The sequence below is a fragment of the Vulcanococcus limneticus LL genome, from assembly GCF_943369875.1.
GTDB classification, from domain to species: domain Bacteria; phylum Cyanobacteriota; class Cyanobacteriia; order PCC-6307; family Cyanobiaceae; genus Vulcanococcus; species Vulcanococcus limneticus_A.
Window position 1 is genome coordinate 240,906 of record NZ_CALROT020000002.1, and the last position, 26,255, is coordinate 267,160.

Here is a 26,255-nt window from a genome sequence, read left to right on the forward strand (position 1 = left end):
TCATCACTATCACGTCTCTCGCCCCAGCCACCCCTCCAGCCCCTCCCCTAGAAACGCCAGCCCAAGCACGAGCACAAACATCGCCACCCCAGGGAACAGCGCCGTCCACCAGATCCCCGTGGGTACGGCCGTGAGCGCCTGCTGCAGATCACTCCCCCACTCAGGAATCGTTTCCGGGAGCCCCAGCCCCAGGAAACCCAGTCCGCCAAGCACCAGCACCGCATCAGCAGCATTGAGGGTGAGCAGCACCGGCACCGAGGTGATCACGTTGCGAAACAGATACTTGCGCAGGATCCAAAGCGGCCCAGCGCCCAGCGAGCGGGCCGCCTCGATGAACAGCTCGGCCTTCACCTGGGCCGTCTGGTTGCGCACCACCCGGAAATACTGCGGCACGTACACCACGCACAGGGCGGCCGCGGCGTTGGGGATGCCGCGACCCAGCAGGAAGGCCAGCACCACCGAGAGCAGCAGCACCGGCAGGGTGTAGAGCGTGTCCATCACGAGCACCAGGCTGCGGTCCAGCCAGCCGCCGAGGTAGCCACTGAGCATCCCCAGCGGCACCCCGATCGCCAGGGCCAGCGTGAGGGCCAGCAGCACCACCTGCAGCGCCACACCGCTGCCTGCCAGGGTGCGTACACACACGTCGCGCCCCAGGCGATCGGTGCCGCACCAGTGGGCCGGCGAGGGAGTGGCATAGATCGGGTTCTCCAGGCCGGCGTTGGCATCCGGCAGCAGGCCGAGCTGGATCAGCGCGGGCAGGGCCAGGGCCACCAGCCCATAGGCCAGCACGATCACCAGGCCCCAGCGGGCCAGCCGGCCGGCCAGGCTGGCGGGGTGGCCAGCCTCTGAGGGCCCTTGCGGAGCCTGGAACGCACGCAACATGGCTGATCCCAGCGGCAGGGCGTAGTTTGGGCCCAAATGGCGTGCCTGGGCAGGCCGCACCAAAAACCCGAGCGCTCCCGCGCACACCCAAGCACCCCGTGGCAGGCGAGGCGGACACCCAGCAGCAGCAGATCCGCCAGCGGCAGCCCCAGATGCTGATCGTGGACGACGACCCCGAGCTGCGCCGCTTCCTGGCCGGGGAGCTGCAGGCCGAGGGCTACGCCACCAGCGAGGCCGCCAACGGCCAGGCGGCCCTGGTGCAGGTGCGTACCACCGCCTGGGACCTGGTGATCCTGGACTGGACCCTGCCCGATTTCAGCGGCGTGGAGGTGTGCCGCCGCATGCGCAGCAGCGGCATCACCGTGCCGGTGCTGATCCTCACCGCCCGCGACGACGTGCGTGAGCGGGTGGAGGCCCTCGATTCCGGCGCCGACGATTTCATCACCAAACCCTTCTCGATTGAGGAGCTGCTGGCGCGGGTGAGGGCGCGGCTGCGGCGCAGCAGCCTCAACAGCCCCACCGCCAGCGGTGAAACCCTCAGCCTCGGCGGGCTGGTGGTGAACACCGGCAGCCGAGAGGTGAGCCGCAACGGCACGCCGATCCACCTCACCGTGCGCGAGTACGACCTGCTGCTCTGCCTGCTGCGCGAACCCAATCAGGTGCATCCCCGCGAGGTGATCCTGCGCACCGTGTGGGGTGAGAACCACTTCGGCGACGACAACCTGCTGGATGTGTACATCCGCTACCTGCGCAAGAAGGTGGAGCAGGCGGGCCAGCCCACCCTGATCCAGACGGTGCGTGGCGTGGGCTTCATGCTGAAGGAGGGCGCGGTGCGCTCCTGACGGGCAGCACCAGCTGGAAATCGGCACCGCCCTCCTGCACGTCGGCCACCTCCACGGCGCCACCCATGCGCTCCATCAGCAGCCGCACCACGGAGAGGCCCAGGCCACTGCCGCTGCAGCCCTCGGCGGTGCTGCCGCGCACGAAGCGTTCGAAGATCCGCTGCCGCTCCGCCTCCGGCACGCCCGGCCCCCGGTCGCTCACATGCAGACGCACGGCTGTGGAACCGGCCGTGGTCTGCAGCACAATCGGGGTGGCTTCCGGGGCGTACTTGAGGGCGTTCTCCACCAGGTTGGTGAGGCACTGCTGCAGGCGGTGCGGGTCGCCCCACACCTCCAGCGGCGGCTCATCCCCCGGCGGCCGCAGCTGCAGTCGGCCCTGGGCGTGCTGCTCGAGCCGCTCGTAGGCCTCCAGCAGCAGCCGTTCCGGATCCACCCGCTGGCGCTGCAGCGTCAGGCGGCCGGCATCGTCGCGGGCGAGATCCAGCAGGTCGGTCACCATCCGGGCCATCCGCTCCGCTTCCGACTGGATCAGCGCCAGCTGGCGCACCGAGGGCCCCACCACCGCCCCGCGGCGCTGCAGGCTCTGGGCGTAGCCGTTGATCAGCGTGATCGGGGTTCGCAGCTCATGGGCCACCCCATCCACGAAACTGCTCTGCCGAGACCAGGAGGCGGCCAGTCGATCCAGCAGCGCATTGAAGGCCTGAACGATCGGCACCAGCTCCCGTGGCTGCCGCTCCAGCGGCAGCCGCTCACTGGCCAGGCTGTCGAAGTTGATCCGCTCCAGCCGGGCCCCCAGCTGCACCAGGGGCGCCAGACCCCGATCAAGCACCGGCCGCAGCACCAGACCCGTGAGCAGTGTGGAGCTGCCTGCAGCCGCCAGCAGCAACAGAGCGTTCGTGCGCTCGCTCCGCTCGCGGCTGCTCACGGCCTCCAGCACCAGCAACCTGGCCTCGTCGCCGGCCGAAGGCAACGGCAGGGCGCTCAGCAGGTAGCTTTCGCCGCCGATCTGCACCAGGCGGCCTCGCTCCTCAGGGTCGACGCCACTGGCGAGTTCCGCCATCAGGCCCCAGGCCGTGCGGCCCTGGGGCAACGGAAACTCCGGCGAGACGCGCGCCACCAGCGCCAGGGGGAGGCGATCGGGCCGCTCCAGCCACACCAGCAACGTGGGGGGCAGGAACACCAGTGCGGCAGAGCCGGTGCCAGCCAGCCCAGATACCAGGGGCAGCTGATCGGCGAGACGCGCCAGGGTCTGCAGGTGAGCACCGCGCCGTTCCCGCGCTGCCAGCAGCGACTGGGTGACGAACAGCGCCCCATAGCCTCCTAGCACCGCCAAAAGGCTCGCTCCTAGCAGCCACTGGCGGATGGAGGGTCGCGGCCGGGCCCGACGCAGGAGGGAGCGGAGCGGCACTGGGCTGATCGGAACGCCGTTCCTAGCATCGACGCATGAGGCCGCCAGTGCGCGGGCCGGAGGCCATGCCCAAGCATCTTCTCCATCTGCTCAGCCAGCTGCAGCACAGTGGCCGCAGCCGCACGGCCGGCTTCTCGATGGTGCTGGTGATCCTGATCGCCCTGGCGGTGCTGCTGGGCGGCGTGATGCTGATCGCGCGGGTGAGCTTCGGGCAGCTGGGCTCCGCCTACCAGAGCCAGGGTCGCGAGGCGCGGGAGGCGGCCGAGATCGGCATGGCGCGGATCATCGCCGAGCTCAACCGCGAGCGGAACCGCCGCCTGCTGGTGAACGCGCCGATCGTCAACAACCAAGACCGCACCTACCTCGAGAGCTCCACCAACCAGGGCCAGCTGCGCTCGGTGTGCACCCTGAGCCTGCCCAACCTGGCCAACACCTTCCCCAGCACCAACCTCAAGGCCGAGCAGACCCTGGATGCCCAGCGGCGCTACCAGCTGATCTCGATCAGCCAGCCCACCAGCTCCAGCCAGACCCAGGCCAGCAGCCCCTACGCCAAGAACAGCGGCTTCACGGTGAGCGTGGGCTATGACCCCAGCGGCACCGCCAGCCCTGCCCAGAATCCGCCCACCTCCCAGCCGCCGCTCGCGGGGGAACTCACCCTCACCGTGCGCGGCACGGCCTACCGCAACGGCGTGCTGGTGGCCAGCAGCACCCTCACCCGCACCCTTGAGGTGGTGCCGAAGTGCTGCCGCGGCTCCCTGGGGGGCTACCGGGAGGCCTTCGGCAACGACAACCGAGCCTGCGCCAACTCCCTGGGCTTCGGGCTTGTGGGCGGGGCCGCCGAGAACGACACGGGCGTGATCACGGTGCAGAGCACCTCCAGCGACATCGTGGATGGCTACGGCAACAACATCGAGTTTGTGTATTGCGTGGCCACCACCAACTGCAGCGCCAACATCAACACCAATGTGGGCACCCTGGTGAATGTGGTGGACATCGATATGCCCGACGTGAAAACCGCCGCCAACACCACCTGCGACAAGGCCGTGGTGGGCGCCACCCTGCCGGCCGCCTGCAACATCAACCTCGATGACAACAGTATCGGGGTGGGCGGCACGCTCACCCTCACCACCCCGGTGGATGCCAGCTGGCCCACCAACTTCAGGAACGTCTGCAGCGCCAGCACCCCCTCCGGCGCCAGCCTGCCCCTCACCACCTGCAGCATCAACCAGCTGGATTTCGGCAAGCCGAATCGCACCCTGAAGGTCAACAGCATCGGCGGCCCGATGCGGATGCACTTCCCCAACAGCCAGGCCGGCGGCAACACCAAGACCGTGGACCAGCGCAGCGGCGGCGGCTTCCTGCACGTGAACAGCGCCAATCCCGGTGAGGTGCCCACGAAGATCACCGATTTCACCCTGTTCGGCTGCCAGAGCTGCACCCCCGAGCAGCTGGTGGACCTGGGCCAGGGCGGCGGCGCGGCCCTGCGCTTCTTCGCCTACTTCCCCCACGGCGCCATCGAGATCGGCGGCAGCTCGGGCTATGCGGGCGTGATCTGGACCGACAAGGTGAAGGCCAACGGCAACGTGACCATGACCATCCCCGGATCCGGCCTCGGCGATGTGCTGGATCTGATGGGCATGGGCGGCACCACCCCCTCCGTGAAGCCGCCGCTGGTGGACTACGTGCTGCGGGCCACCCGATCCCTGCAGTTCTTCTAGCCATGGCCGTACGAGCCGACCGGGCCCGGGGCTTCAGCCTGATCGAGATGATCCAGGCGGCGGCGATCCTGCTGATGGTGGCGGGGGCGGCCGCCACGGTGGTGATCCGCACGGGCTCCATGACCCGTGCCACCCAGGAGCGCTACGCCAGGGAGGCGGCGGTGGATGCCGACGTGGCGGTGATCCAGAAGCTGAACGACCGCTACACCTGCGCCAATGCCACCGCCACCTGCGCCGTGGCCACCGGTCAGGTGGACCGCAACGGCTTCTTCCCCCTGCGCAGCGGCGTGGACGCCGATCGCAACAACCTCGACGACGGCACCCAGGCCTTCGAGCTGAAGTGCCTCTCCCCCACCGCGCTGGTGACTCCGCTGGTGGCCGTGATCAACGACCTGCCCCATCCCAACGGCCTCAACCGCAGCGCCGCGGTGGACGCCGTGCCGAGCAGTGGTACGGCCCTTGCCTACCATCGCTACACGGTGACCTACACCGCTACCACCAGCGGGGAAGTGATGCGCCAACTGACCCTGACCCCCACCGCGGTGGCGTGGTGCCCGAGGGTCTGATGGGCCTGGGCCAGCGCCGCCGACAGGCCACGGCCTTCACCCTCACCGAACTGATGGTGACCGTGGCGTTGATCGGCATCCTCAGCGCGATTGCGCTGAGGGTCACCGGGGTGGAGTGGCGGCGCGGGCGCGTGAACGCCGTGGCGGTGGAGCTCACCGGCTGGCTGGAGGCGGTGCGCCGCGCTGCGCTCAAGGGCAACCCCTGCGAGGTGACGATCCACACCAGCAGCGCCGCTGCGGCGGGCAGCACCGTGGCCAGCGCGGCGGTGGATCCAAGCGTGGCCAGCGGAGCCGCCATCGTGAACACCTGCCTCAACCAGGATCCGTTGACGATCACGGCGGTCAGCAGCGGCAGCGACCGCTACGCCATCAGCGCCACTCCAGCCGTGTTCACCTTCACCCCGCGCGGCACCGTGGTGGGGCTCAATCCCTCCACGGGCCTGGAGGTGCGCATCAGCCTGAACAACACGCCGCCGATGCGCTGCGTGCAAATCACCTCACCGCTGGGCCTGATCCGCGTGGGCAACGATGAAAACGGCAGCGGCACCTGCACCTACCCGGGGGTGTTCTGATGGCGGGCCCCAGGCCGAACGCGGGATTCACCCTGCTGGAGCTGTTGATCACCCTGGCCCTGGGCGGCATGGTGATGGGGCTGGCCTCCTCGGTGATCACCAGCCATCTGCGCACCACCCAGAAGCAGTCTGAACTGCAGCGCATGCGCGACCACTGGGGCCGCATCAACTTCTTCCTGGAAACGGAGATCCGCGAAGGCCAGAGCCTTGGAACCGAAAACGGCATCGGGATCTGCGCCGACAAGGCCGGCCGAGTGCTCACCGTGACCGTGCCGAATCCGGCGGCGGCTGGCAGCACCGGCCTGATCGTGTACTACAACAAGGATGCCGACCTGTGGCGCTGCGGTCCGGCGGTGCAGCGCAACGGCACCCTGGATTTCAGCAACCAGGCCGACGGCATCCTGGTGGAGAACGCCACCCTGGCGGTGCCGACGGGCTTCACGGGCCCCACGGATTCCGTGACCTACACCGTGACGCTGCGCAGCTGGGACGGCGGCAGCCTGTTCACCTTTGCGGAATCAAGCTCAGCGCGCACCTCGATCCGCAGTTTCTGAGGGGCAACAGGGGCTCTTGCCCAAGCGGGCGGCGCCACGTCAGCCGAAGTCGCTGCGCTCGCAGCGGCTGAAGACGCGGATGGCATCCGGCTCCAGGGTCAGACCGCCGCGCATCGATTCTGGGATCAGGCGGTTGAGCTCCGCCAGCGCCTGCTCATAGGCCTGGCGGGCCGCCACCACCTCCGGGGCGGTGGGGTCGGGCGCGCCGGCGAGTCTCAGCCAGGGGGCCAGGGCACGCTGGCGGGCGCGCTCGGCTTGCTGCACTTCCGGCTGGTGGAAGACGCAGAAGGCGTAGCGCTCCTCGGGAGAGGGCGGTGCCGGGCCCTGCGGTGCCGCGGGCGGCGCCAGGCGCTGCTGCTGCTCCCGCTGGAGCTGGGCCAGCCGCTGATCGATCGTGAGGAAGCAGCGCTCGAGCGCCGCTGCCCGCCCCTTGGGCGCCGCCGTGGCCTCCACCTCCACCTGGCAGGCCCGCACCCCCTCGTCAGACACCCGAGGCCGCTCGTGCTGGGGGCGGGTGGCGCAGCCTGCGAGCAGCAGCAGGGCCAGGAGCAACAGCCTCGCCAGGGTGGTCAGCGCTGGGGAATCAACTCTGACACGCGGGCCAAGGATCGGGAGGCTCAACCGGACGCCAACCCCTCAGCGGATCCAAACCGCCAAAGCATGTTTCTTTACACTTTGGCCGCACACAAGTGCGCGCACTAGGGTAAGAACATCGGACCAGTGGGGCTCCATCCTCGTGAAGAGTTCGCCGCCAAAACTCGCCTACCTCTTACTTGCCAGCTTCGCACAAGGCAGGCCTAGATACTCGCACTGCACAAAAAACAAAGGGGCCGTCCTGCCCTATGTCATTTTCGCCGTCCTCGTGGTCATGGTGTCCGCCGCCGTGCTGATGACACGCGGATCCACCTCATTCCAGAATTCAATTGCAGACTCGGACCATCAGGCAGCCAAGGAAGCCGCAGAGTCCGGCTTCAACGAGATTCTCTCCGCATTAAATACAGACGATAAGAGCTACCTACTGGTAGCCAACCTTGCGGACTGGCCAACGATAGAAATGAAAGACGCCACAGCATGCAATGTCTACGCAACCGACCCCCTCGGCGAGCCCCCGGAGGGGGTCAGCGCCAAGAAAGAACTCAGCGAGACATTATCTACCCAAACCCAGTACTATCAGCTTGCTTCCTACACAGCACCTACAAGAAGCCCAGGCGCCACAGGTTGCAGGATGTTTGGGAATCTGTTTGGCGGATCGGCCGATGTGGTTGTTATAGGGACAGTTGAGCGAGGCGGGCAACCAGTTGCCACCTACAGACTCAAAAGAACCGTCTATGTCAAAGGGCCCTACGTTGAATCGAGCCAGCCACCCCAAACCCCGCTCTTGATCACTGGACTGGCCGGGAGCACACTTGGGAACTTTGATCAGAACAGCTTCGGCCTTGCGACCAGCCCCAATCCAACAAGCCTCAAAACAGGGTCGACCAGGACAGACGCCGCCTGCTTGACCGTAGAACACTGCATCACAGACAACACAAAGGTTGGCGATATTGACGCCACATCAGTAACAATTCCAGGCTATCCAAGCCTTGCGGGCCTTGAAGACCAACGAAAAACAGAAGAGGAGGATCCTCGATACGTAAGGGACAGCGCCCTTGTAATTAACTACTCAAATTCCATTTTCCCCTACGTCAAGGATGACAAAGGAACTCAAGCCACAGACAATAGCAGCAAACGCCTAGCCCAAGGCTGCTATTTCAACAATCAGAAGACTTGGATTGACAACTCAAGCGATAACAATAGGCCAGAACAGGACGACACTAGTTCTAACGCCATTAACTGCGTCGCTGGATCCCTCGCCAATCCCAACATCGTTGTCGACACGACAATACATCCAGTCAATGTATTCATCCTAGGCGCCTCCTCCACCCTCCAGCCGGGCAACAGATCAGACATACGCTTTGACAACATTAGCCTTGCCAACTGGCAAAAGCTGCGTATTTACGGAAAGATCTCCCTGGACAAGGATGTTACAACAAAAAGAGTCTCAGACAATATTTGCACTCATCAGACATTTACCGTCAATGCCAATCCCTTTAGCGGAGCATTCGTCTGGCTTCCAAATGCAACCATGGTCTTTTCCGGTGCTGGCACTGGAGGCGGCCAAGATGGAAGCTATGGTGTTCGCTGGCTCTGCAGGCTAGATGGCCCAAAATCAGGAGATACCGGCCTTTATGGCCCCATAGACGCCAGGCCAGGCCTCATGGAGATCTTGCCTGATTGGCCCAAAGATGACACCTTCTCGCCGAGCCCCATACCGAGCATCGTAACGAAATACAGAGCCTATGGCATTACCTATTAGGACAGAGGTGATTATCTAGTCATGGCAATCACCATCAGGGCTCTCACCAACAGAGACAAGTCAGCCATGGGCTTCAGCATGATTGAAGTCATTCTAGCTGTTGTCATCGCCACTACCGTCGTGGCGACCCTGGCCACCGTATTTGTCCGTACGCTTGACCTTGCCCAAAGGGCGAGCAATCAGAATGCGATCGAGGCAGCCGTATCAACTGATCTTGCCTGGATTAAGCGGTATGCAAAGTTCTGGAGAATGAAGAGTGGCCCCTACAGCCTAAGCAAGGCCACAACCAAGACCAATAATGAGTTCACAACATCACCCGTCCTTTCTTACGAGTGCGCCAACGCCGACCTGACGACCGCGGGCCTATCAACACAATTCCTGGCAGATGCCGATTCAGTTTCAAATACCGCAGACGACATAGAGCCATCTCTACCGTACAAGTTCAACGAATCCACGGAGATACCCATTCAGAACTCGACGCAAAGCTACATTCTCACAAGAGCCATAAACACCTCGGACCCCACTCATGTCCACCTCACTTACAATTTAACAGGGGGGGATTCTGCGTCCTTGGCCTTTAAAAGACAAGCATCGATCATCCTTGAATCGGCAGCATGGTGCACGGGCTCATCATGATTCACCCAAAGAGAAGGCTCATCATCCACAATGGCTTTACCATGGCCGAACTCATGATAACTGTGGCCATTCTCTCTATTCTTTCAGCTGTTGGCTTTGCTTCCTTCTCTCGCTCTTATTCCGATCGCCAGCTTCGCCTAGCTGCAATTGAACTTGCGACAGTTCTTGCCAAGACCCGGGAGATCGCGACTAAGGACATTGCTATTGATAGCAGCTGCACGATTACACAAAGGGTCGACAGTCTGACCAGGGTCGTATCGGCCACTTTAGACCCTGCTGACTGCATCAAAACATCGTTGCCATCCGCCAATCTCCAAGCAATCTCAGGCAACACCAATCTCGAAGTAGACAAGACCACAGCGTTTACCTTTTTCAGCGGTGGCTTGAGTTCCGACGACTCAACTCCTCCAGTCACAGACACAACCGTAAGGATTCGAAGTTCGAGTGCAAGTCATCAATGGTGCGTCAATGTCACACTTCCAGCCTCCATTATCAGAGTTGGAGTTGATGGCGGGAATGGTACATGCGATTATCTCAGAGGCTGATTACCATGGCTCACAACCGGAAACATCTCAATCGGATTCGCGATAATTCGCCCCAGGTCTCTGGATTCACGCTGGTAGAACTTTTGCTATCGGCATTGCTTGGCGCTATCATCATTGCCGCATTAGGCTCGTCGCTGCTTGTTTCCCAAGTCAGACTGACGAAACGATTTGAAGACGACCAGAATATGAAGGATTCATTCAACAGGATTGCTCTGCTTATGGATAGAGAGATCGCCATAGCCAGTGACCTGACGACGTCAAGTGAAGAAACAACCTGTGGACTCAAAGAGGCTTTAGTCCTTGTTGGGCCAAGACAACTTTGGAAGATCGTCTATGGCTTCCCAACGCCCGATCCCCATCCTGGATGGCAAGGCCCATCGACCCTGATGCGATGCGGCCCACCCTACAAGACAACTGGCTCGCTAGATACGGACTCCGCAGATGTTATCACCACAGTAGTTGTTGATCGCCTCAGCTCGACAGCTCCTTGGGATCCAATCATAAACGAGGCAAGCGTCCCAGGAAATACACTTTCTCGAGGAGTAAGGATTACAATGACATTCCAAAACTCGAATGGAAGCACGTTTACTCAGGCTTTTGGCGCAAGATCAGCGCTCAACCCATACTACTCATTGGGCGATCAAGTAGACAACGGCGGCACGCTTCTTGATGCCGACCAGATTGAATGTGACGACCCCGACACTACACCGCCTAACACCACGGCACCCACCAACTGTTACAAGTCCACGACCTCAAGGCAAGTCATCATCAATGGATCGACCATTGACGCCATAGAGGTGCGCCAGCACTTTAATGTTGCCAGGAATGCTGGGGCGGTAAACATTGTGGGCAGCAAGCTCAAGGAAGACATTGTCTACCTTCCCAGGCTAAGGAGTGAGTACACCACATTCCAAGACACAAGCGCTGGAACTGGAACCTGCAATCGCAAGAATTGCTATCTCAAAAGCGAAATCCCAGGAAGCACGGGAGAGGAAGTCACCATTCAATATGCAAACGTTCTTGTTTTCCCTGATGCCGTGATGGGCATATAACGGGGGCAACGAGCTAGGCTTTAGCATGGCAGATTGCGCCATCGAAAGCCACTCCTCTTTCAATGGTCTTGAATCATTGTCTCACGCTCAGGGCCGCGGCGGCAGATTCCTCTGCATGTTCAAGGCATCCTGAACTGTTGGCCGTCTGCCACAACGCAGCGCCAACATTTCAGCGAAGGGTCGGGTTGTCAGAAGGAGGGCAATCGTTGTGTCCCAGCCGAAAGATACCAGACTCTATAGCCACCCAGCTCACTAGCTCTGGATCCCGAGTGGGTGATGAGGGGCACCGACCGCCTCTCAGCCGGCCAGTTTGTTCTCGGCTTCGGCTGTGGTGTCTCCTTTCCTCGGGCCAGGCCGTATGAGATTAGGTAGTTGTGGTCATGCGGCAGCTTCCTGCTGTGCTGCCTTCCAGGGGCGTACCCCCCTGGAAGGCCGAATGCGGCTTGAGGGAGTTGTACTCCCAACGCCAGTGATCGGCCAGGAGCTGTGCTTCCGGAGCCGTCTTGAACAGCTCGATGTTGAGGAAATCATCCCTGAACCGGCCGTTGAACGACTCTGCAAAGCCGTTCTCCCACGGGGATCCGGGCTCGATGTAAGCCGTGGTGGTGGTGGTGTCACTGGCCTCGCACCAGCTCCGTAGGGCCTGAGAGATGAACTCTGAGCCGTTGTCGCTGCGGATGAATGTTGGCGCCGGGTAGAGGCTGGTGAACTCCTCCAGCACCCCCACCACATCCTTGGCCTTGCAGCGCCTGCCCACCCGGATGGACAGGCGAAGGCGACTGTACTCGTCGATCACCTTCAAGAACTTGAGTCTGCGGTCATCAGCCGTGGCGTCGAACTGGAAGTCCATGGCCCACACCTAGCGGGGATGCTCAGGCCGGTGTCGTCTCACAGAACCGTCGGTGGCCTGGGCTCGCTTGCCTGTCCTGGGGGTGGGTCGCTGCAGACCCTCCTCTCGCCAAAGCCATTGCACCCGCTTGTGGTTCGCCGCCCAGCCCTCTCGCCGGAGCAGGCGGTAGGCCATCCGCCGGCCCCAGCGGATGTGCTCAGCGGCGATGTCGCGGAGACGATGCCTGAGCTTTGACTCCTCCAGGCCTGTGACCTTGCGTTCATGGCGCTGGGTGCTGAGATGCTGGCCCACCACCCGGCAAAACCGCCGCCCGGATGCCCGGTAACGCTCCTCCAGGACCAGGACAGCCCTGCGTCTGGGTTCCGGGCTCAGAAGTTTCCCTCGGCGAGATCCTTGAGCATCACCTTTTCAAGTTCCGCCTCCGCTAGCAGCTTTTTGAACCGGGCGTTCTCCTGCTCCAGTTGGGTCAGTCGCCTGTCCTCCTCGGCCTGCATGCCGCCGTACTGCTGTCTCCAGCAGTGGTACGTCGGCTGCGTCACCTCGATGACGCGGCAGACGTCGTCGACGGTCTTGCCCTGGGCGATCAGCTGTTCGGCGGTCCACTGCTTCGCAGAAGCCCTTCGGGCTAGAGCTTGCGGATGATCTGCTCCGCTGTGTGCCTGGTGCGTTTCATGGTGGAGTCCCCGGCCCAGTCTGGCCGGATGAGGACTCACATTCACCCTGGACCGGTTTCCGGGCTCCACATCACGACCACCGGCTGGCCCGCCCAGCTGCGCTGCGAAAGATCAACTCGCCTTGAACCTGGCTTTGGCCGGGCAGCGGCGGACCGGTCTCCTGGGACAGACAAACCGTAATCCACCACAGACGAGGCGGACTAGAATCTGGAAACCATGTCCTGGCAGGAGGGCAACGATGAATCCAAAGCTGGTCCTCTCCTACTTATTGTCACCGTCACACGGCAGGTCATACCCCTCGAGGGGTAGGCCTCCGGGGGAGGAAGGCTTCTCCATGGTAGCCGTCATCTTTGTTGTGCTCGCCATCATTCTGGGGTCGCTTGCGTTTGCCAACCGAAGCAACTCGGGGCTGCTGGGTGCGGTTTTCCAAAGCCAAGGCCGTGAAGCCAGGGAAGCGGCTGAAGCCGGAATAAGCGAAATCATCAGCGAGTTGAACCGGGAACAGAATCGGCGTCTGCTTGTATCGGGTCTCGCGCCTGCAGACTGGCGCCGAAACCGGCCAGACCTGGTCAATCCATGCCTAGCAGGCATAGCCAACCCAACCACTTTAGCCAACTATCCCACCGAAAAGGCTATCGACTTCCAGAACGCGAGTGGGCGTCAGCTGGAAAATGCACCAAATCGCCGCTTCGTCCTGCGCAACGTCCAGTTTGCTTCATTCGACCCTTCTTCCAGCTACACCAACCGGCAAGCATCTCCGTCAACTGGCAGCTACAATCTATCCAGCACCACCGACACCAAAAGCAGTTTTTCTGACGGAAATATCGATCTGCGCGGGACAGCTGGCACCCAGCGCACCAATTATGGATATATTCGCATTACCGTCCAAGGACAAGTTCTGAATAATGCCGGCAATACCGTAGCCACAGCGGACGTCACGCGCGAATTCCAGGTGATGCCTAAATGCTGCAAGCGATCCTTTGGGCCAAGTTTTGACTCAAAAGGCCAAGTCGCCAACTCGACGGAAAATGGCCAGGATATTCGCAATGGGACTGGAGAATGCAATGGCGCTGGAGAAGGATCCGGCAAGGGCCTCGTCGTTGGGATTAATGGCGGAGGCATCGACGTCAAAGGCAGCAAAGCCCTAGAGCTTTTCGATAGTTCAGGAAATCCTCTTAACAGCATTCTCTGGGTTAAGGACGGCGCCACCTGCTCAGGCTCTACTGATTGCAATATTGACACCAAGAATGGATCAACAGCTCTGGTCCCATTCACAACAGATTTATCCGAATTACCTTCGCGACCAGACAACCTTTTAACAAGTGGCTGCATCAACGGGTCAATCGTTCTTCCCAAGGACGGCCTGACTGCTCTCGCCGATATCAACGGTGACGGCTTCCCTGATGCAGTTGGTGCATGCCCAACCAGCAAGAAGGTGGAGGCAGAGGTTACCAAAGAAGTCGCTAAAGTCAAAGGGAAATGCCCCGATGGCTCCACCGAGAGCAAGGGAAAGTGCATTGTCACGACCTTCGAGACTACCAACATCACTGCCTACGATCCCTACTGCGTAATAGACCCCGGCAAAGCAGTCTACTGTCAGCTTCGGTATATCAACCTGTCTGGAAACGACAAGATCATTATCGACTCCGGAGCCAGCTCAGGCGGGCTTCCCGTGAGGCTGATGTTCTACGACGACACTGATACGACGTCACCTAATATTAATGGTGGGGACATAAAGATGGCGGGCACTAATGAGCTGATTCATGTGAAATGCGGTACTGGCTCTCCCCTCCTTCCTGTTCCAGCTGATGTCACCGCAGCTGCGGCCTGCCCACGGCGCGATGACACCAATGCCGCCGACCCAGGATCCAGCTATCTAAGCCTGCTGGGCAATGTAGTGGACCAGAGCATCGACCTAGGTGGTACGAATGGCATCTTTTCGGCTTTTATCTACTTCCCCAACGGCACCCTTAGTATTGGCGGAGGCGGCTCGGGCCTTAACATCCAAGGGATTGTATGGGTTGACCAGTTGAATCTCAATGGCAGCGTTGCAATAACGACGCCTCCGACCAGCGTGATCGGGAAAGTGACTGGTAGTGGATTGTCAGGCTTTCAGCCAACAGTCTGGGACTGGGTAGCACGCAGCGTCCGCTCAACATCCCTTTTCTGAATATCTGTCAAGTCAACCGCGAAGCACATCGTGCCCCAATCACCCTCTTCGCTGCACCAACGCACTATCCAACCAGACGGGGGCTTCACGCTGGTTGAGCTACTTGTCGGATTCTTGATCCTAATTGTAGCGCTGTCGGGAACTGCTGCATTGCTGATGACTGCCAACCGGGCACAGGTGAGCAGTGACCTGCGCAACCGCCGCGAGGCCCTGATCGATGCCGACGTCGCCACTATCAAAGACCTGAGCGAGCGTTACACATGCTGCCCAGGAAGCTGCACCGTGAATATCGCCACCATCAACGCATCTTCCAGCTGCGCCGTAGACTATCCTCCAGCAGACATCGATCGGGAAGACTACTATTTTCCAGTCGGCGATCAGACGGCGATTGACGCCTTTTCTAAGACAAATTATGATCCAGCCACGGGCAACATCTCATCCGAAACTGGCTTCTGTAAAGATGGGACACTTGTCAACAATCTTGTGACAGCAGTACAAGCCATTGGCCCCATTGATGGCGTGAGCCGTACTGTCAACGTCGACGATGCATCCGTCCACCGCATCCGCGTCACTTATTCTTCAACAAACCCAACGATCGGCCGTGTGGTGAAGATTATTCCCACCGTGGCTGCTTGGTGTCCCTGATGCCCATTCCACCCCTCCAAAGACCAACTGATTCGGCTCCCAGGCCTCCAGGCTTCAGCCTCGTGGAGCTGATGGTGGCCGTGGCCATCATCGGGATCCTTTCCGGCATTGTGATCCGAGCTAGCGGTAACGAATGGCGGCGGGAACGCGTGAACGCCATAGCTGTAGAGCTGGCAGGCTGGCTGGAATCTGTTCGAAGGGCTTCAGTCACACGAGTGAATCAAGTAAATGGCCAGAATTGCACTGTGACCTTCACTCCTCAGACCAACGCTGCTCCAGGGGCGGTGATCGCTAGCGTGGTGCCAGCCACATGTGCCCCCCTGGAATCTAACGGAAACTTCACGATTCAGTCCTTCGCCCAGTCCTCGGGACCCTTCAATGTAGCCGTGACGAATGGACCCACCTTTACCTACACCCCCCGTGGGGCGACGACGAACACGACCCCAATCACCGTCAAGATCGCCCTTGCCGGCACTACCCCGCTTCGCTGCGTGAGGGTATCCGCGGTGTTGGGGCTCGTTCGGGTGGGTCGTAACGATGGATCCTCCAACGTTTCGGATGTCTGCACTGATGCCAACTATGGCAGCTTCTAAAAGCAAGGCCTCAGAATGATACGCCCTTTCACCCGCTCTTCAAGCCTCTGCTGCCAGAGCCGGCCGCTGCAGTGCAGCAAAAACGGCTTCACCATCCTGGAGCTATTGATTGTTTGTGTGATCGGTGGATCGATGCTGGTCCTAGCAGGAAGCGCCATTGTTTCCCACATCCGCACCACCACTCGCCAAGAAGCCTCCCAGCGCTTGCGAGACGACTTTGGACGCCTGACCTTCCTTATGGAAACCGAGATTGGCGAAGGTGACGCTCTTACTTATGGAACGACCTGTAGCAGCTCTGGTTTCACTATTCGCTTACCAAGGCTCCCAAATCTGAGCAACGGAACCACTGCTGCCTCAGCCACCGTGCGGTATTACAACGACGGCAATGGCAACCTCAGGCGAGTAGGGCCTAACATCCTCTCTACGGGGGAACTTGATTTCGGAACATCGCAGGACCTGATCGTGAACGAAAACACCTTGCTCACGCTAAGCAATTGCGACGATCCTCGCAAGGTTAGCTACAGCCTAACACTCACCACTCCACCCGGAAGCTACACAGGCACGAGCCAAAGCCATGTAAAAGCCGGAGAGATTAACTGACCCCACGCACAAACGAGATCAGATGAGCTGGGACCATGGCTACCACTCCGAATCTGCCTATACCTGTGGATTCTACCGGGAGATGGCTCCGAACTGGATGGACTTTGCCGTTCTCTGCCACGGCCATAATCCCCCAAGACCAGAAGAGGGAATGCCCTTCGACTATCTTGAACTTGGTAGTGGCATGGGCCTCAGCCTTTGCCTACTAGCAGCGGCCTATCCAGAAGGCCAGTTCACAGGAGTTGATTTCCATCCTGATCACATCGCCCACAGTCGGTGGTTGGCTGATGCCTTGGGACTGGGCAATATTCACTTCCTGGAAGCCGACTTCCTGGCTCTTCAGCAGGACATGAGTCCCCTCGGGCTACGCCCAGGCCTGTCAGGAAGGTTCCAATACGTGGCTGCCCACGGGATCGCCACTTGGATCACCCCCACTATCCAAGCAGCAATGCTGGCCGTGGCCAGCATTGCTCTAGTTCCAGGTGGAGTCTTTTATTGCTCATACAATACCTATCCAGGATGGCTGGGGCTCAGCCTTTTTCAACATCTATCCCAACTAGAGCGAGGAAGAGTAGGGTTCGCAGGCACTAGAGCAGCCTATGATCGGACATTGCAGACCTTGCATATATTGATTGGCAACGAGGACAGACCAACAGTCCTCGGGTCCAATCTGCCATCCCTGAGGCAAGATCTTCTCTCGGTCGAAAAGGCCAGCCTTCACTATCTCACTGGCGAGTATGCCAACGCTGGCTGGTGCCCACTCTATGTGGCCGACATGCACCGTCGATGCCATGACAAGAAGCTCCGCTATGTAGCGTCTGCCACACTTCCTGAGACATTCGATGAACTGCTATCCGAATCGCTGCACGAAGCAGTTCTCTCCGAAGCGGATCCACTGATCCGTCAGTCTCTGATCGACTTTGCCACCAACAAGTCTTTTCGCAGGGATCTGTTCGTACGAGGTTTCCGCGGTCTGACAGTGCCCCAGCGTGATCGCAGATTTTCAGCCATGCGGCTGTGCCTGCAGGAAGCCCCGCCCCAGGACACTTATTCATTTGCCACCGTCTTCGGGGAGGTCAAAGGCGATCATGCCGCCTACTCTCAGATTGAAGAAGTCCTGACGTCAAGCCCTCACACCATTGCCCATCTCATTGAGGAAACAGGACAACCTCTCCCCGTTCTCGTGAAGATCCTGGCGATGCTTCTCCATGCTGGAAGGCTGGGGCTTGATCGTGGATCAGCTGGTCCGAAAGCAAGGGAAGGCAGCCTGCAGGCGAACCGACAACTGAGTGACTTCGCAATAGAGGGCTCACCCTATTCCTTTCTCGTTGCTCCCTACGCCGGCACCGCCATTCCATTCACAACCACCGACTCCTTGGTTCACAAGGCTCTCTCCGAGGGCCTCCAAGGTGAGCTGCTTACTGCCTGTGTTCAGATGGGACTGACTTCCTTGGGCGCCCAACTCAGGGACCACGAGAACAAGCCAATTACCAACCCTGCCCTCCAGTCAGAGGCGATTAACACACTGATTCTTCAATATCAGGCAGTCCGCCTGCCTGCACTGCGCTCATTGGGAGCCTTGGCAGAGGGCAGCCCTGGATCGACCGCCTCGCCTCCAGGTCGTTAACGCACGCCCTGCAGTCTGCTGATCAACATTGCCGCCACAAGGATATAGACCTTAAAGTCTCCCCTGGATTGGTGATCATCTCGCAGCAGCGCACTCTCCTCCCACCCGCCAAGACATCCGAGAACTAACTCTGGTAAAGCGCAAGCCAATCCTCAGCTTGATCCAGCACCACCCGGTTCTGCCAGGCCCCATCGAGGCTGAGGCGCCCCTCCAGGCCGTAAGCCGGCCCACAGCGCATCAGCACCGGCCCACGCCAGATCGCTGAGGGGGCAGAGCCCAGGGTCCAGGTGATTGGTGACTTGCCATCGGGCAGGCGTAGGTGCAGCACCGGCCGCCGTCCCGCCAGCCCGCAGGCCGCCTCTCCAGCAGCCGCCTCAGCGGCCGCACCCTCCAGAGCCACCTCGGCAGCCTGGCGGTCGAGCTGCATCAGCCGCCGGGCCCGCTGGTCAAACTCCCGCTGGCGCAGCTCATCGCCCCAGCGGCGCGACAGGGCCACGCTGCCCACGAGCGTCTGGGCCGCACCGGCCATCACCACCAGCCCCACGGCCAGCGCGATCATCAGCTCCACCAGCGTGAAGCCGTGCTGGGAGCGTGCCATCAGCCCGCCTCCGGCCGGCAGGCGTCGCTGCTGAGGGTCGCCTCCGGGTCGGCGCCGTAAACGCCGTGGCGCAGCACCCCCAGGGGCAGCGCCATCACCACGCAGCGCTGCAGGGACACCCCCGGCGCCCACACCACCACCAGCCCGCCGTCGAGCACCAGTCCCGTGGCCGTGAACCGCCAGGCGGCCGGGCCGTTGTGGCGCCAACGGGTCACCGGTGCAAGCACGCCCGCCGCCACCGGGCCCAGGGCCGTGGTGCAGGGTTCCGCCGCGGCCACGGCCGAGTCCTGCCAGCCCCGTTCCCCCAGCGCCATCGCGCAGGGAATCCCCGTGCGCTCGGCCTCCGCCCGGGCCTTCTGCACCCCCTCCAGCACCAGCCGGGTGGTGGCCTCCACCGCCTGCTGACCCAGGGCCTGGCTGGCGTGCACCCAGCCCAGGGCGCCGATCAGGCCCAGGATGGCGGCGGTGAGGAGGAGTTCGGCCTGGCAGAGGCCGGCGGACGGTTCTCGTCCGTTGGGGCGACGGATCATGACGCACCTCCCGCTGGACAGATCCCCAGCGCAGCCGTGGTCAGCAACTGCTCACGGCTCGCCGCCTGCCGCAACGACGGGTCCAGCGCCGCGGCCGCCTCCAGCGTGGGCTCCCAGCGCAGGCGCAGGGCCTGGCCCTGGTGGCCGAGGGTCTTCAGCACCACCGGCTCGGGGGTGGCGGCGGCCGCCCGCGCGGCCAGCACCTCCAGCAGCGCCGCCGGATCCGCGCAACTGGCGCCGGCGCCCTCCAGCGCCATCCGCTCGTGGCTGGCCTGCACCGCCTGGTCGAGCTGCTGCATCACCCCATCGAGCTGCCGCTGGCTCGCCAGCGTGTGGCCCAGGTTGGCCGTGAGCTGCAGCGAGCCCGTGCCCGCAATCGAGAGCACCGCCGTGCTCACCAGCACCTCCGCCAGGCTCATGCTCCCTCCAGGCGCAGGTGCACGATCGCGCCGCTGCTGGCATCGCGCCGGGCCCGGAAGCGGGCGGTGCGGGCCCGGCCGCTGGCGTCGCGCAGTTCCAGCGTGAGCAGGGCGGCGGTGGCGCTGGGCTGCAAGGCCGTGAGGTGCAGGCTGCCCAGCGGGGTGGTGGCGGGCTGCGGCGTGGGCCAGGCCTCCGGCGGCTGCGGCCAGCTCTGCAACACGGCCTGGTGAGTGGTCTGCAGCTGCTCCACCACCTGGCGGCCGGCGCTGAGCAGCACGTCCTCCGCCTGCCGGCGGCGCAGCTCCGCCAGCTGGGCCTGCCGCCCCGCCAGCGCCATCCCCAGCAGCGAACTGCTCGACACCACCATCACCAACGCCGAGATCGTGGCCAGGGGGAGGGTGAAGCCGTTGTGGTGGGTTGTACGCGGCCTGTGGCGAGTGAGCCTGCTGAGCGTGGGCCTGGGGGCGGGGCGCATGGGGCCTCCGGGGGAATGGCCCTCTGAGGGTTCCCGGGGAGGCGGGGGTTGGACCCGGCGGCCTCAGGGTGGGGCGATCAGCCAGTGGACGTCGCGCGCCAGGGTGGCGGCGAGCCGGGGATTCCAGCTCGGCAGGGTCTGCCACTCCTGGCGGCTGTACACGAGAAGATCCGTGGCCAAGGGAAGCGTGGCAGTGTCCCAGGGGCGGAGGCGCTCCCAGATCGGCAGGTCGCACCGGCTCAAGATCAGGAGCAGATCCAGGTCACTGCCCACACCGGCATCGCCACGGCCATAGGAGCCAAAGACGCCCACGGCCTCCAGCTCCGGATGGCCGGCCGCCTGGTGCTCGGCCCACAGGTGGGCCTGCTCAAGCACCTCGGCGGAGCTGGGCCAGCGCAGCACGGGCCCACTGGACGATGGCGGTGGCATGGAACAGGGCCTGTTCGCTCTGCAGTCTGCCGAAATGCTCGCCGGGGGTGCCTTCCGGATAGCTGTCCGGATAGCGGGTGGGGATGTAGAAGCCATCCAGGAGCCGCAGGCGATCGTCGAGCGCTTCCGGGGGAGGCGGGTCCAGCGCACCCCGATCGGGGACTGCCGCCCAGAGCCGGGTCAGGGTATGACCCCAGGCCTGTTGCCCCAGGGCCAGGTTCAGAGCCTTCAAGGCCTTCTCGGTGGCCTGATGGGCGGCGAAACAGGCCCACTCATGACGATCCGCCTGCATGGAGGCCTCCGCCTGCTCGAGATCCCGCAGGGCCTGATTCAGCCAGTCGGCGGAGCGTTCAGCCATGGGGGCAGTCTGCCCGGCGCCGGAGGATCGGGCTCAGACCTCCCAGATCGGGGCGAGATCCAACGCGAGGCCAGGGAACAGCTCGCCTCCCTCAAGGGTTGTGGCGTCGTCGAGGCGTTCAGGGTTGGGCTCGCTCACGCGCCAGATCTCCACGGCCCGTTCCTCAGGCAGCAGCAGCCAGCCCAGCTGCGCGCCATTGGCCCGGTAGGTGGCCATCGTCTGGCGCAGCGCACTGATGCTGCGGGGCCCCTCGTCGGAAGCACTGGCCAGTTCCACCACCAGATCGGGGCTCAACCGTCGATCCCACGGCAGCGGCAGGGCTGACGAGGGGCCTGGGGGCTCCAGCGCCATGGACACCCCCAGAAATCGCTATCATGGCTGATAGCAGCCGTGGCGTTGATGGCGCAGGTCCTGATCCGGCAGTTGGACGATCGTGTGGTGGAGGCGCTCAGGGCCCGCGCCAAAGCCCAGGGCCTGTCCCTGGAACAGAGCCTGCGCGACCTGCTCACCGCCGCGGTCCGCCAGGGCAACGATCTGCGCGACGAGCTCGCCCGCCTCAGGGCGAGCACACCGGCCGCGGGCCGCTGTCTCGATGTGGCCGCCCTCATCCGCGAAGGCCGGGATGGCCGCTGACACCGGCACTTGGGTGGTGGATGCCACAGTGGCCTTTGGCTGGTTCGCCGCCGTGCCGGGATCCGAACAGGCCGTCAGGCTCCTCGATGGCGGGCCCTCCACCCTGCTGCTCGCGCCTGATCTGGTGCTCGTGGAGCTCCTCAATGCCGGCTGGAAGAGCCTGCGCCTGGGGGCGATCTCGGCCGAGCAGTTCCAGGTGCTGTCGACCCGGGGCGCTGAGCCCTTCAGCCGCCTGTTCCCCTCAAGCGCACTGCTGGCCCGCGCCGCCCACTGGTGCCGGGAACTCGACCACCCTGCCTACGACTGCCTCTACGTGGCCCTGGCCGAACAGGAGCAGGGCACCCTGATCACCGCGGATCAGCGGCTGCTGCGCAAGCTGGCACAACCGAGGCAGGACCAACCGGCCGTGATGGATCTCGCTGGGCTCGCCGCCTGAACCACGCCCCCTACTGGTTCAGCTTCAGCACCGCCATGAACGCCTCCTGGGGCACCTCCACCTTGCCCATGGCCTTCATGCGCTTCTTGCCCTTGGCCTGTTTCTGCAGCAGCTTCTTCTTACGGGAAATGTCGCCGCCGTAGCACTTGGCCAACACGTCCTTGCGCATCGCGCTGATGCTCTCGGAGGCGATCACGCGGCTGCCGATCGAGGCCTGGATCGGAATCTTGAACTGCTGCCTCGGGATCAGCTCCTTGAGCTTCTCCACCAGACCCTTGCCCACGTTGTAGGCCTTGTCGCGGTGGACGATCGTGGTGAGCGGATCGGCCTTCTCGGCATTGATCAGCACATCCAGGCGCACCAGATCGTTCTTGCGGTAGCCGATCAGGCTGTACTCCATCGAGGCGTAGCCCTTGGTGCGGCTCTTCATCTGGTCGAAGAAGTCGGTCACCACCTCCGCCAGCGGCATCTCGTAATGGAGCGTCACCCGGTCGGTGGTGATGTACTTCATGTCGATGAACTCACCGCGCCGCTCCTGGCATAGCTCCATCAGGGTGCCGTTGTAGGTGTTCGGCGTATAGATCTCGAGCTTCACGTAGGGCTCTTCGATCGATTCGCGCTTCTGCGGATCGGGCAGCGTGGCCGGGTTGTCCACCATCACGGTGGAGCCATCCAGCAGGTTCACCTGGTAGATCACCGACGGTGCGGTGACGATCAGGTCGAGGTCGTATTCGCGCTCCAGCCGCTCCTGCACGATCTCCATGTGCAGCAGACCCAGGAAGCCGCAGCGGAAGCCGAAGCCCATGGCGCTGCTGGTTTCCGGCTCATACTTCAGCGCCGCATCGGAGAGCTGCAGCTTGTCGAGCGCCTCGCGCAGATCGGGATATTGATCGGCATCGGTGGGGAACAGGCCGCAGAACACCATCGGCTTGGCCTCGGTGTAGCCCGGCAGCGGCTCCTCAGCTGGATTGGCCAGCAGCGTGATCGTGTCGCCCACGCGGGCATCGGCCACCGCCTTGATCGAGGCGGCCAGGTAGCCCACCTCACCGGCATGCAGGCTCTCCACCTGGCGCTGATCCGGCGCCATCACGCCAACTTCATCGAGTTCGTAGGTCTTCTTGCTGGCCATCAGCAGAACCTTGTCCTTCTTGCTGATCGAGCCCGAGATCACCCGGAAATACACGATCACGCCCCGGTAAGGGTCGTAATAGGAATCGAAGATCAGGGCCTTGAGCGGCTCGTCCACCTTGTCGGGCGGCGGCGGCACCCGATCCACCACGGCCTGCAGGATGTCGGGCACGCCCAGGCCGGTCTTAGCGGAACAGGCGATGGCATTGGAGGTGTCCAGGCCGATGATCGCCTCGATCTCCTCGCTGATGCGCTCCGGATCGGCACCCGGCAGGTCGATCTTGTTGAGCACCGGGATGATCTCGAGGTTGTTCTCGATCGCCAGGTACACATTGGCCAGGGTCTGGGCCTCCACGCCCTGGCTGGCATCCACCACCAGCAGCGCCCCCTCGCAGGCCTGCAGCGAGCGGCTCACCTCATAGGAGAAGTCAACGTGACCGGGGGTGTCGATCAGGTTGAGGATGTAGGTCTCGCCGTCGGCCGCCTTGTATTCCATCCGGGCCGCCTGGAGCTTGATCGTGATGCCGCGCTCGCGCTCCAGCTCCATGTTGTCGAGGAACTGCTCCTGCATGTCGCGGGCGGCCACCGTTCCCGTGTCCTGCAGCAACCGATCGGCCAGGGTGGATTTGCCGTGGTCGATGTGGGCAATGATGCAGAAATTGCGGATCCGGGAAACGGGAACGTCGGTCATCGGGCGGGGTTCGGGCGCGGCGGCCGCTGCGGGAGGGAAACGCTGAAGCGCGGCGGGCGGCGGAGCGCGCCGGGGATTGGGCCGATCCTAGGGAGCGGCACCCACACGCCTGTCCCGTGTCGAACCCCTGGCTGCTGCTGCTCCTGGCCATCGCCGCCGAGGTGGTGGGCACCTCCTGCCTGAAGCTCTCCGAGGGCCTGAGCCGGCCCTGGCCCACCCTCGTGGTGCTGGCCGCCTACGGCACCGCCATGCTGCTGCTCGCCCGGGTGGTGCAGACCCTGCCCCTGGGGCTCAGCTACGCCCTCTGGAGCGGCATCGGCATCGTGGCGATCACCCTGGTGGGCGTGCTGGCCTACCGCCAGCTGCCCAGCGGCGGCGAACTGCTCGGCATCGGCCTGATCGCCGCCGGCGTGGTGCTCGTGAACCTGAGCGGCAAGGCCCACGGCTGAGGTGCGTCAGGCGGGCTTGGCCAGTGCCAGGCCTCGCTTCCTAAGCTCCAACTACCACGAGCCCACCGCCATGACCACCGACACCAGCAGCGCCACGGCCGAAGCCGGCAGCAACGCCGATCCCCGCGCCCTCACCCTGGAGAACGTGGAGCGCACCCTCGATGAGCTGCGCCCCTACCTGATGGCCGATGGCGGCAACGTGGAGGTGGTGGAGATCGACGGGCCGATCGTGAAGGTGCGTCTGCAGGGCGCCTGCGGCTCCTGCCCCAGCAGCACCATGACCCTCAAGATGGGCATCGAGCGCAAGCTGCGCGAGGCCATCCCCGAGGTGGCCGAAGTGGTGCAGGTGCTCTGAATCCATCCCGGCCCGTAGGCTCGCCCCACCTGCCCTAGGACCGTGCTGGATCAGCGCCTGCTGCGCGACAACCCCGAGCTCATCGTGTCCCAGCTCGGGCGCCGCGGCATGACGCTCGACCTCACCGGGCTGCAGCTGGTGGCCCAGCAGGCCCGCAGCCTGGAAGAGCAGCGCAGCAGCCTCCAGGCCGAGGGCAACCGCATCGGCAAGGAGGTGGGCAGCCTGATCAAGGGCGGCGCCGCCCCCAACGGCCCCGAGGTGCAGGGGCTGCGCGACCAGGGCAACCGCATCAAGCAGCAGGTGGCGGTGCTCGAAGAAGAGGAGAAGGGGCTCGACGCCAGGCTGCGCGAGCAGCTGCTGGGCCTGCCCAACCTCCCCGCCAACGAGGTTCCCGACGGCCGCAGCGAGGCCGACAACGTGGAGGTGAAGCGCTGGGGCAGCCCGCGCCAGGCCGCCGCCGGCGAGACCCTCGAGGAGCACTGGCAGATCGCCGAGCGCCTGGGGCTGCTGGAAACGGAGCGCTCGGTGCGCATCGCCCAGAGCCGCTTCGTGACGCTGCTCGGCCAGGGCGCCCGGCTGGAGCGGGCCCTGATCAATTTCATGCTCGACCTGCACGGCGGCAAGGGCTACCGCGAGGTGCTGCCGCCGATCCTCGTGAACAGCGCCAGCCTCACCGGCTCGGGCCAGCTGCCGAAATTCGCCGAGGAAAGCTTCCGCTGCGCCGACGACGACCTCTGGCTCACCCCCACAGCCGAAGTGCCCGTCACCTCGCTGCACCGCGGCGAGGTGATCCCGGCCGATCAGCTGCCGCTGAAATACGTGGCCTACACCCCCTGCTTCCGCCGCGAGGCCGGCAGCTACGGCCGCGACACCCGCGGCCTGATCCGCCTGCACCAGTTCAACAAGGTGGAGCTCTACTGGTTCGTGCACCCCGACCACTCCGCGGAGGCACACCGCCAGATCACCGCCGACGCCGAGGCGGTGCTGGAGGCCCTGGAACTTCCGTACCGCACGATCGAACTCTGCAGCGGCGACCTGGGTTTCTCCGCCGCCCGCACCTACGACCTGGAGGTGTGGCTGCCCGGCGCCGGCGCCTACCGCGAGATCTCCAGCTGCAGCACCTGCGGCGACTTCCAGGCCCGCCGCTCCGCCATCCGTCTCAAGGAGGGCAAGGGCACCCAGCTGGTGCACACCCTCAACGGCAGCGGCCTGGCGGTGGGTCGCACCATGGCCGCCCTGCTGGAGAACGGCCAGCAGAGCGATGGCACGGTGCGGCTGCCGGCCGCCCTGGTGCCCTACTTCGGCGCCGAGTGCCTGACGGCGACCTGACTCCCAGACCGCCTGACCGCCTGTCCGCCCACCGCCTGTCTGCCAGGTCGCCGGACCGCCGGGGCCCTCGGGGCCCTCGGGGGATCGCGCGGCGCCTCCACGAATGACTCGCCATGGCGAGCCATTCGTGGAGA

General features: G+C 63.3%; 33 protein-coding genes. 19 read left to right on the forward strand and 14 right to left on the reverse strand.

What is annotated here, in order from left to right; all coding sequences use genetic code 11:
- Positions 1-9: 9 nt before the first annotated feature.
- Positions 10-882 carry an ABC transporter permease gene (locus ACLV7J_RS03870; protein WP_411867796.1) on the reverse strand — a complete coding sequence of 291 codons (873 nt, stop codon included), beginning with the start codon at positions 880-882 and terminating at the stop codon, positions 10-12.
- Positions 883-980: 98 nt separating this feature from the next.
- On the opposite strand from ACLV7J_RS03870, the gene ACLV7J_RS03875 reads away from it, so the two are divergent.
- Entirely contained in the window at positions 981-1,724 is a 744-nt protein-coding gene (locus ACLV7J_RS03875; RefSeq protein ID WP_411867797.1) for a response regulator transcription factor, read from the forward strand.
- On the opposite strand, the gene ACLV7J_RS03880 is transcribed toward ACLV7J_RS03875, so the two are convergent.
- Positions 1,693-3,051: a sensor histidine kinase gene (locus ACLV7J_RS03880; RefSeq protein WP_411867904.1), complete on the reverse strand. Its 1,359-nt coding sequence runs from the start codon at positions 3,049-3,051 to the stop codon at positions 1,693-1,695. The genes ACLV7J_RS03875 and ACLV7J_RS03880 overlap by 32 nt on opposite strands.
- 146 nt (positions 3,052-3,197) lie before the next feature.
- Between ACLV7J_RS03880 and ACLV7J_RS03885 the strand changes: the two genes are divergently transcribed.
- Genes ACLV7J_RS03885 through ACLV7J_RS03900 form a run of 4 tightly spaced genes read left to right on the forward strand, consistent with a single transcriptional unit; the run spans position 3,198 to position 6,542 of the window.
- Positions 3,198-4,850 carry a hypothetical protein gene (locus ACLV7J_RS03885; RefSeq protein WP_411867798.1) on the forward strand — a complete coding sequence of 551 codons (1,653 nt, stop codon included), beginning with the start codon at positions 3,198-3,200 and terminating at the stop codon, positions 4,848-4,850.
- Between the two features lie 2 nt (positions 4,851-4,852).
- Positions 4,853-5,416: a type II secretion system protein J gene (locus ACLV7J_RS03890; RefSeq protein WP_411867799.1), complete on the forward strand. Its 564-nt coding sequence runs from the start codon at positions 4,853-4,855 to the stop codon at positions 5,414-5,416.
- Positions 5,398-5,988, forward strand: a complete 591-nt coding sequence (locus ACLV7J_RS03895) for a Tfp pilus assembly protein FimT/FimU (RefSeq protein ID WP_411867800.1) — start codon at positions 5,398-5,400, stop codon at positions 5,986-5,988. The genes ACLV7J_RS03890 and ACLV7J_RS03895 overlap by 19 nt, the downstream gene beginning before the upstream one ends.
- Entirely contained in the window at positions 5,988-6,542 is a 555-nt protein-coding gene (locus ACLV7J_RS03900) for a prepilin-type N-terminal cleavage/methylation domain-containing protein (RefSeq protein WP_411867801.1), read from the forward strand. The genes ACLV7J_RS03895 and ACLV7J_RS03900 overlap by 1 nt, the downstream gene beginning before the upstream one ends.
- A gap of 39 nt (positions 6,543-6,581) precedes the next feature.
- Here the strand turns inward: ACLV7J_RS03900 and ACLV7J_RS03905 are convergent, their stop codons facing one another.
- Positions 6,582-7,094 (reverse strand): hypothetical protein, encoded by a 513-nt coding sequence (locus ACLV7J_RS03905; protein ID WP_411867802.1) that lies wholly within the window; start codon positions 7,092-7,094, stop codon positions 6,582-6,584.
- A 184-nt stretch (positions 7,095-7,278) separates the two neighbouring features.
- On the opposite strand from ACLV7J_RS03905, the gene ACLV7J_RS03910 reads away from it, so the two are divergent.
- The 4 genes from ACLV7J_RS03910 to ACLV7J_RS03925 are packed head-to-tail and all read left to right on the forward strand — an operon-like array spanning position 7,279 to position 11,131.
- Positions 7,279-8,898 carry a hypothetical protein gene (locus tag ACLV7J_RS03910; protein WP_411867803.1) on the forward strand — a complete coding sequence of 540 codons (1,620 nt, stop codon included), beginning with the start codon at positions 7,279-7,281 and terminating at the stop codon, positions 8,896-8,898.
- A gap of 21 nt (positions 8,899-8,919) precedes the next feature.
- Positions 8,920-9,534 carry a hypothetical protein gene (locus tag ACLV7J_RS03915; RefSeq protein ID WP_411867804.1) on the forward strand — a complete coding sequence of 205 codons (615 nt, stop codon included), beginning with the start codon at positions 8,920-8,922 and terminating at the stop codon, positions 9,532-9,534.
- On the forward strand, positions 9,513-10,079 hold the full coding sequence (locus tag ACLV7J_RS03920) for a Tfp pilus assembly protein FimT/FimU (protein WP_411867805.1): 567 nt from the start codon (positions 9,513-9,515) through the stop codon (positions 10,077-10,079). Before ACLV7J_RS03915 ends, ACLV7J_RS03920 begins: the two co-directional genes overlap by 22 nt.
- Positions 10,080-10,084: 5 nt before the next feature.
- A complete protein-coding gene (locus tag ACLV7J_RS03925; protein ID WP_411867806.1) occupies positions 10,085-11,131 on the forward strand; it encodes a hypothetical protein in 1,047 nt (348 codons plus the stop codon).
- A 364-nt stretch (positions 11,132-11,495) separates the two neighbouring features.
- Here the strand turns inward: ACLV7J_RS03925 and ACLV7J_RS03930 are convergent, their stop codons facing one another.
- From ACLV7J_RS03930 to ACLV7J_RS03940, 3 genes are all read right to left on the reverse strand, one after another.
- Positions 11,496-11,981, reverse strand: coding sequence for an integrase core domain-containing protein (locus ACLV7J_RS03930; protein WP_411867807.1), 486 nt, complete (start codon positions 11,979-11,981; stop codon positions 11,496-11,498).
- A gap of 9 nt (positions 11,982-11,990) precedes the next feature.
- The gene (locus ACLV7J_RS03935) at positions 11,991-12,275 is read right to left on the reverse strand and encodes an IS3 family transposase (RefSeq protein WP_411867808.1); all 285 of its coding nucleotides are present in this window, start codon (positions 12,273-12,275) and stop codon (positions 11,991-11,993) included.
- A 74-nt stretch (positions 12,276-12,349) separates the two neighbouring features.
- Positions 12,350-12,700 carry a transposase gene (locus tag ACLV7J_RS03940; protein ID WP_411867809.1) on the reverse strand — a complete coding sequence of 117 codons (351 nt, stop codon included), beginning with the start codon at positions 12,698-12,700 and terminating at the stop codon, positions 12,350-12,352.
- Between the two features lie 289 nt (positions 12,701-12,989).
- Between ACLV7J_RS03940 and ACLV7J_RS03945 the strand changes: the two genes are divergently transcribed.
- From ACLV7J_RS03945 to ACLV7J_RS03965, 5 genes are all read left to right on the forward strand, one after another.
- Entirely contained in the window at positions 12,990-14,825 is a 1,836-nt protein-coding gene (locus ACLV7J_RS03945) for a hypothetical protein (RefSeq protein ID WP_411867810.1), read from the forward strand.
- Between the two features lie 114 nt (positions 14,826-14,939).
- A complete protein-coding gene (locus ACLV7J_RS03950; protein ID WP_411867811.1) occupies positions 14,940-15,470 on the forward strand; it encodes a hypothetical protein in 531 nt (176 codons plus the stop codon).
- The gene (locus ACLV7J_RS03955; protein WP_411867812.1) at positions 15,470-16,063 is read left to right on the forward strand and encodes a Tfp pilus assembly protein FimT/FimU; all 594 of its coding nucleotides are present in this window, start codon (positions 15,470-15,472) and stop codon (positions 16,061-16,063) included. Before ACLV7J_RS03950 ends, ACLV7J_RS03955 begins: the two co-directional genes overlap by 1 nt.
- A 15-nt stretch (positions 16,064-16,078) precedes the next feature.
- On the forward strand, positions 16,079-16,663 hold the full coding sequence (locus ACLV7J_RS03960) for a type II secretion system protein J (protein WP_411867813.1): 585 nt from the start codon (positions 16,079-16,081) through the stop codon (positions 16,661-16,663).
- Between the two features lie 97 nt (positions 16,664-16,760).
- A complete protein-coding gene (locus ACLV7J_RS03965) occupies positions 16,761-18,290 on the forward strand; it encodes a class I SAM-dependent methyltransferase (RefSeq protein ID WP_411867814.1) in 1,530 nt (509 codons plus the stop codon).
- A 124-nt stretch (positions 18,291-18,414) separates the two neighbouring features.
- Here the strand turns inward: ACLV7J_RS03965 and ACLV7J_RS03970 are convergent, their stop codons facing one another.
- The 7 genes from ACLV7J_RS03970 to ACLV7J_RS04000 form a co-directional block, all read right to left on the reverse strand.
- Entirely contained in the window at positions 18,415-18,888 is a 474-nt protein-coding gene (locus tag ACLV7J_RS03970; protein WP_411867815.1) for a PilW family protein, read from the reverse strand.
- Positions 18,888-19,418, reverse strand: a complete 531-nt coding sequence (locus tag ACLV7J_RS03975) for a Tfp pilus assembly protein FimT/FimU (RefSeq protein WP_411867816.1) — start codon at positions 19,416-19,418, stop codon at positions 18,888-18,890. The genes ACLV7J_RS03970 and ACLV7J_RS03975 overlap by 1 nt, the downstream gene beginning before the upstream one ends.
- On the reverse strand, positions 19,415-19,837 hold the full coding sequence (locus tag ACLV7J_RS03980) for a hypothetical protein (RefSeq protein ID WP_411867817.1): 423 nt from the start codon (positions 19,835-19,837) through the stop codon (positions 19,415-19,417). The genes ACLV7J_RS03975 and ACLV7J_RS03980 overlap by 4 nt, the downstream gene beginning before the upstream one ends.
- Positions 19,834-20,313, reverse strand: coding sequence for a hypothetical protein (locus ACLV7J_RS03985; protein ID WP_411867818.1), 480 nt, complete (start codon positions 20,311-20,313; stop codon positions 19,834-19,836). The genes ACLV7J_RS03980 and ACLV7J_RS03985 overlap by 4 nt, the downstream gene beginning before the upstream one ends.
- Positions 20,314-20,376: 63 nt before the next feature.
- A complete protein-coding gene (locus ACLV7J_RS03990) occupies positions 20,377-20,715 on the reverse strand; it encodes a nucleotidyltransferase domain-containing protein (RefSeq protein WP_411867819.1) in 339 nt (112 codons plus the stop codon).
- Complete coding sequence (locus ACLV7J_RS03995; RefSeq protein WP_411867820.1) at positions 20,681-21,100, reverse strand: HEPN domain-containing protein; 420 nt, start codon at positions 21,098-21,100, stop codon at positions 20,681-20,683. Before ACLV7J_RS03995 ends, ACLV7J_RS03990 begins: the two co-directional genes overlap by 35 nt.
- 33 nt (positions 21,101-21,133) lie before the next feature.
- Complete coding sequence (locus ACLV7J_RS04000; RefSeq protein ID WP_411867821.1) at positions 21,134-21,451, reverse strand: Uma2 family endonuclease; 318 nt, start codon at positions 21,449-21,451, stop codon at positions 21,134-21,136.
- 48 nt (positions 21,452-21,499) lie between these two features.
- On the opposite strand from ACLV7J_RS04000, the gene ACLV7J_RS04005 reads away from it, so the two are divergent.
- Together ACLV7J_RS04005 and ACLV7J_RS04010 are read left to right on the forward strand one after the other, a co-directional pair.
- A complete protein-coding gene (locus ACLV7J_RS04005; RefSeq protein WP_411867905.1) occupies positions 21,500-21,733 on the forward strand; it encodes a FitA-like ribbon-helix-helix domain-containing protein in 234 nt (77 codons plus the stop codon).
- Complete coding sequence (locus tag ACLV7J_RS04010; RefSeq protein WP_411867822.1) at positions 21,723-22,169, forward strand: type II toxin-antitoxin system VapC family toxin; 447 nt, start codon at positions 21,723-21,725, stop codon at positions 22,167-22,169. Before ACLV7J_RS04005 ends, ACLV7J_RS04010 begins: the two co-directional genes overlap by 11 nt.
- Positions 22,170-22,179: 10 nt before the next feature.
- Here the strand turns inward: ACLV7J_RS04010 and lepA are convergent, their stop codons facing one another.
- Entirely contained in the window at positions 22,180-23,988 is a 1,809-nt protein-coding gene (lepA, locus tag ACLV7J_RS04015; RefSeq protein ID WP_411867823.1) for a translation elongation factor 4, read from the reverse strand.
- A 116-nt stretch (positions 23,989-24,104) separates the two neighbouring features.
- Between lepA and ACLV7J_RS04020 the strand changes: the two genes are divergently transcribed.
- The 3 genes from ACLV7J_RS04020 (at position 24,105) to serS (ending at position 26,121) form a co-directional block, all read left to right on the forward strand.
- Positions 24,105-24,437 carry a DMT family transporter gene (locus tag ACLV7J_RS04020; protein ID WP_411867824.1) on the forward strand — a complete coding sequence of 111 codons (333 nt, stop codon included), beginning with the start codon at positions 24,105-24,107 and terminating at the stop codon, positions 24,435-24,437.
- 70 nt (positions 24,438-24,507) lie between these two features.
- Positions 24,508-24,792: a NifU family protein gene (locus ACLV7J_RS04025; protein WP_411867825.1), complete on the forward strand. Its 285-nt coding sequence runs from the start codon at positions 24,508-24,510 to the stop codon at positions 24,790-24,792.
- A gap of 42 nt (positions 24,793-24,834) precedes the next feature.
- Entirely contained in the window at positions 24,835-26,121 is a 1,287-nt protein-coding gene (gene serS / locus ACLV7J_RS04030; RefSeq protein ID WP_411867826.1) for a serine--tRNA ligase, read from the forward strand.
- Positions 26,122-26,255 lie beyond the last annotated feature (134 nt).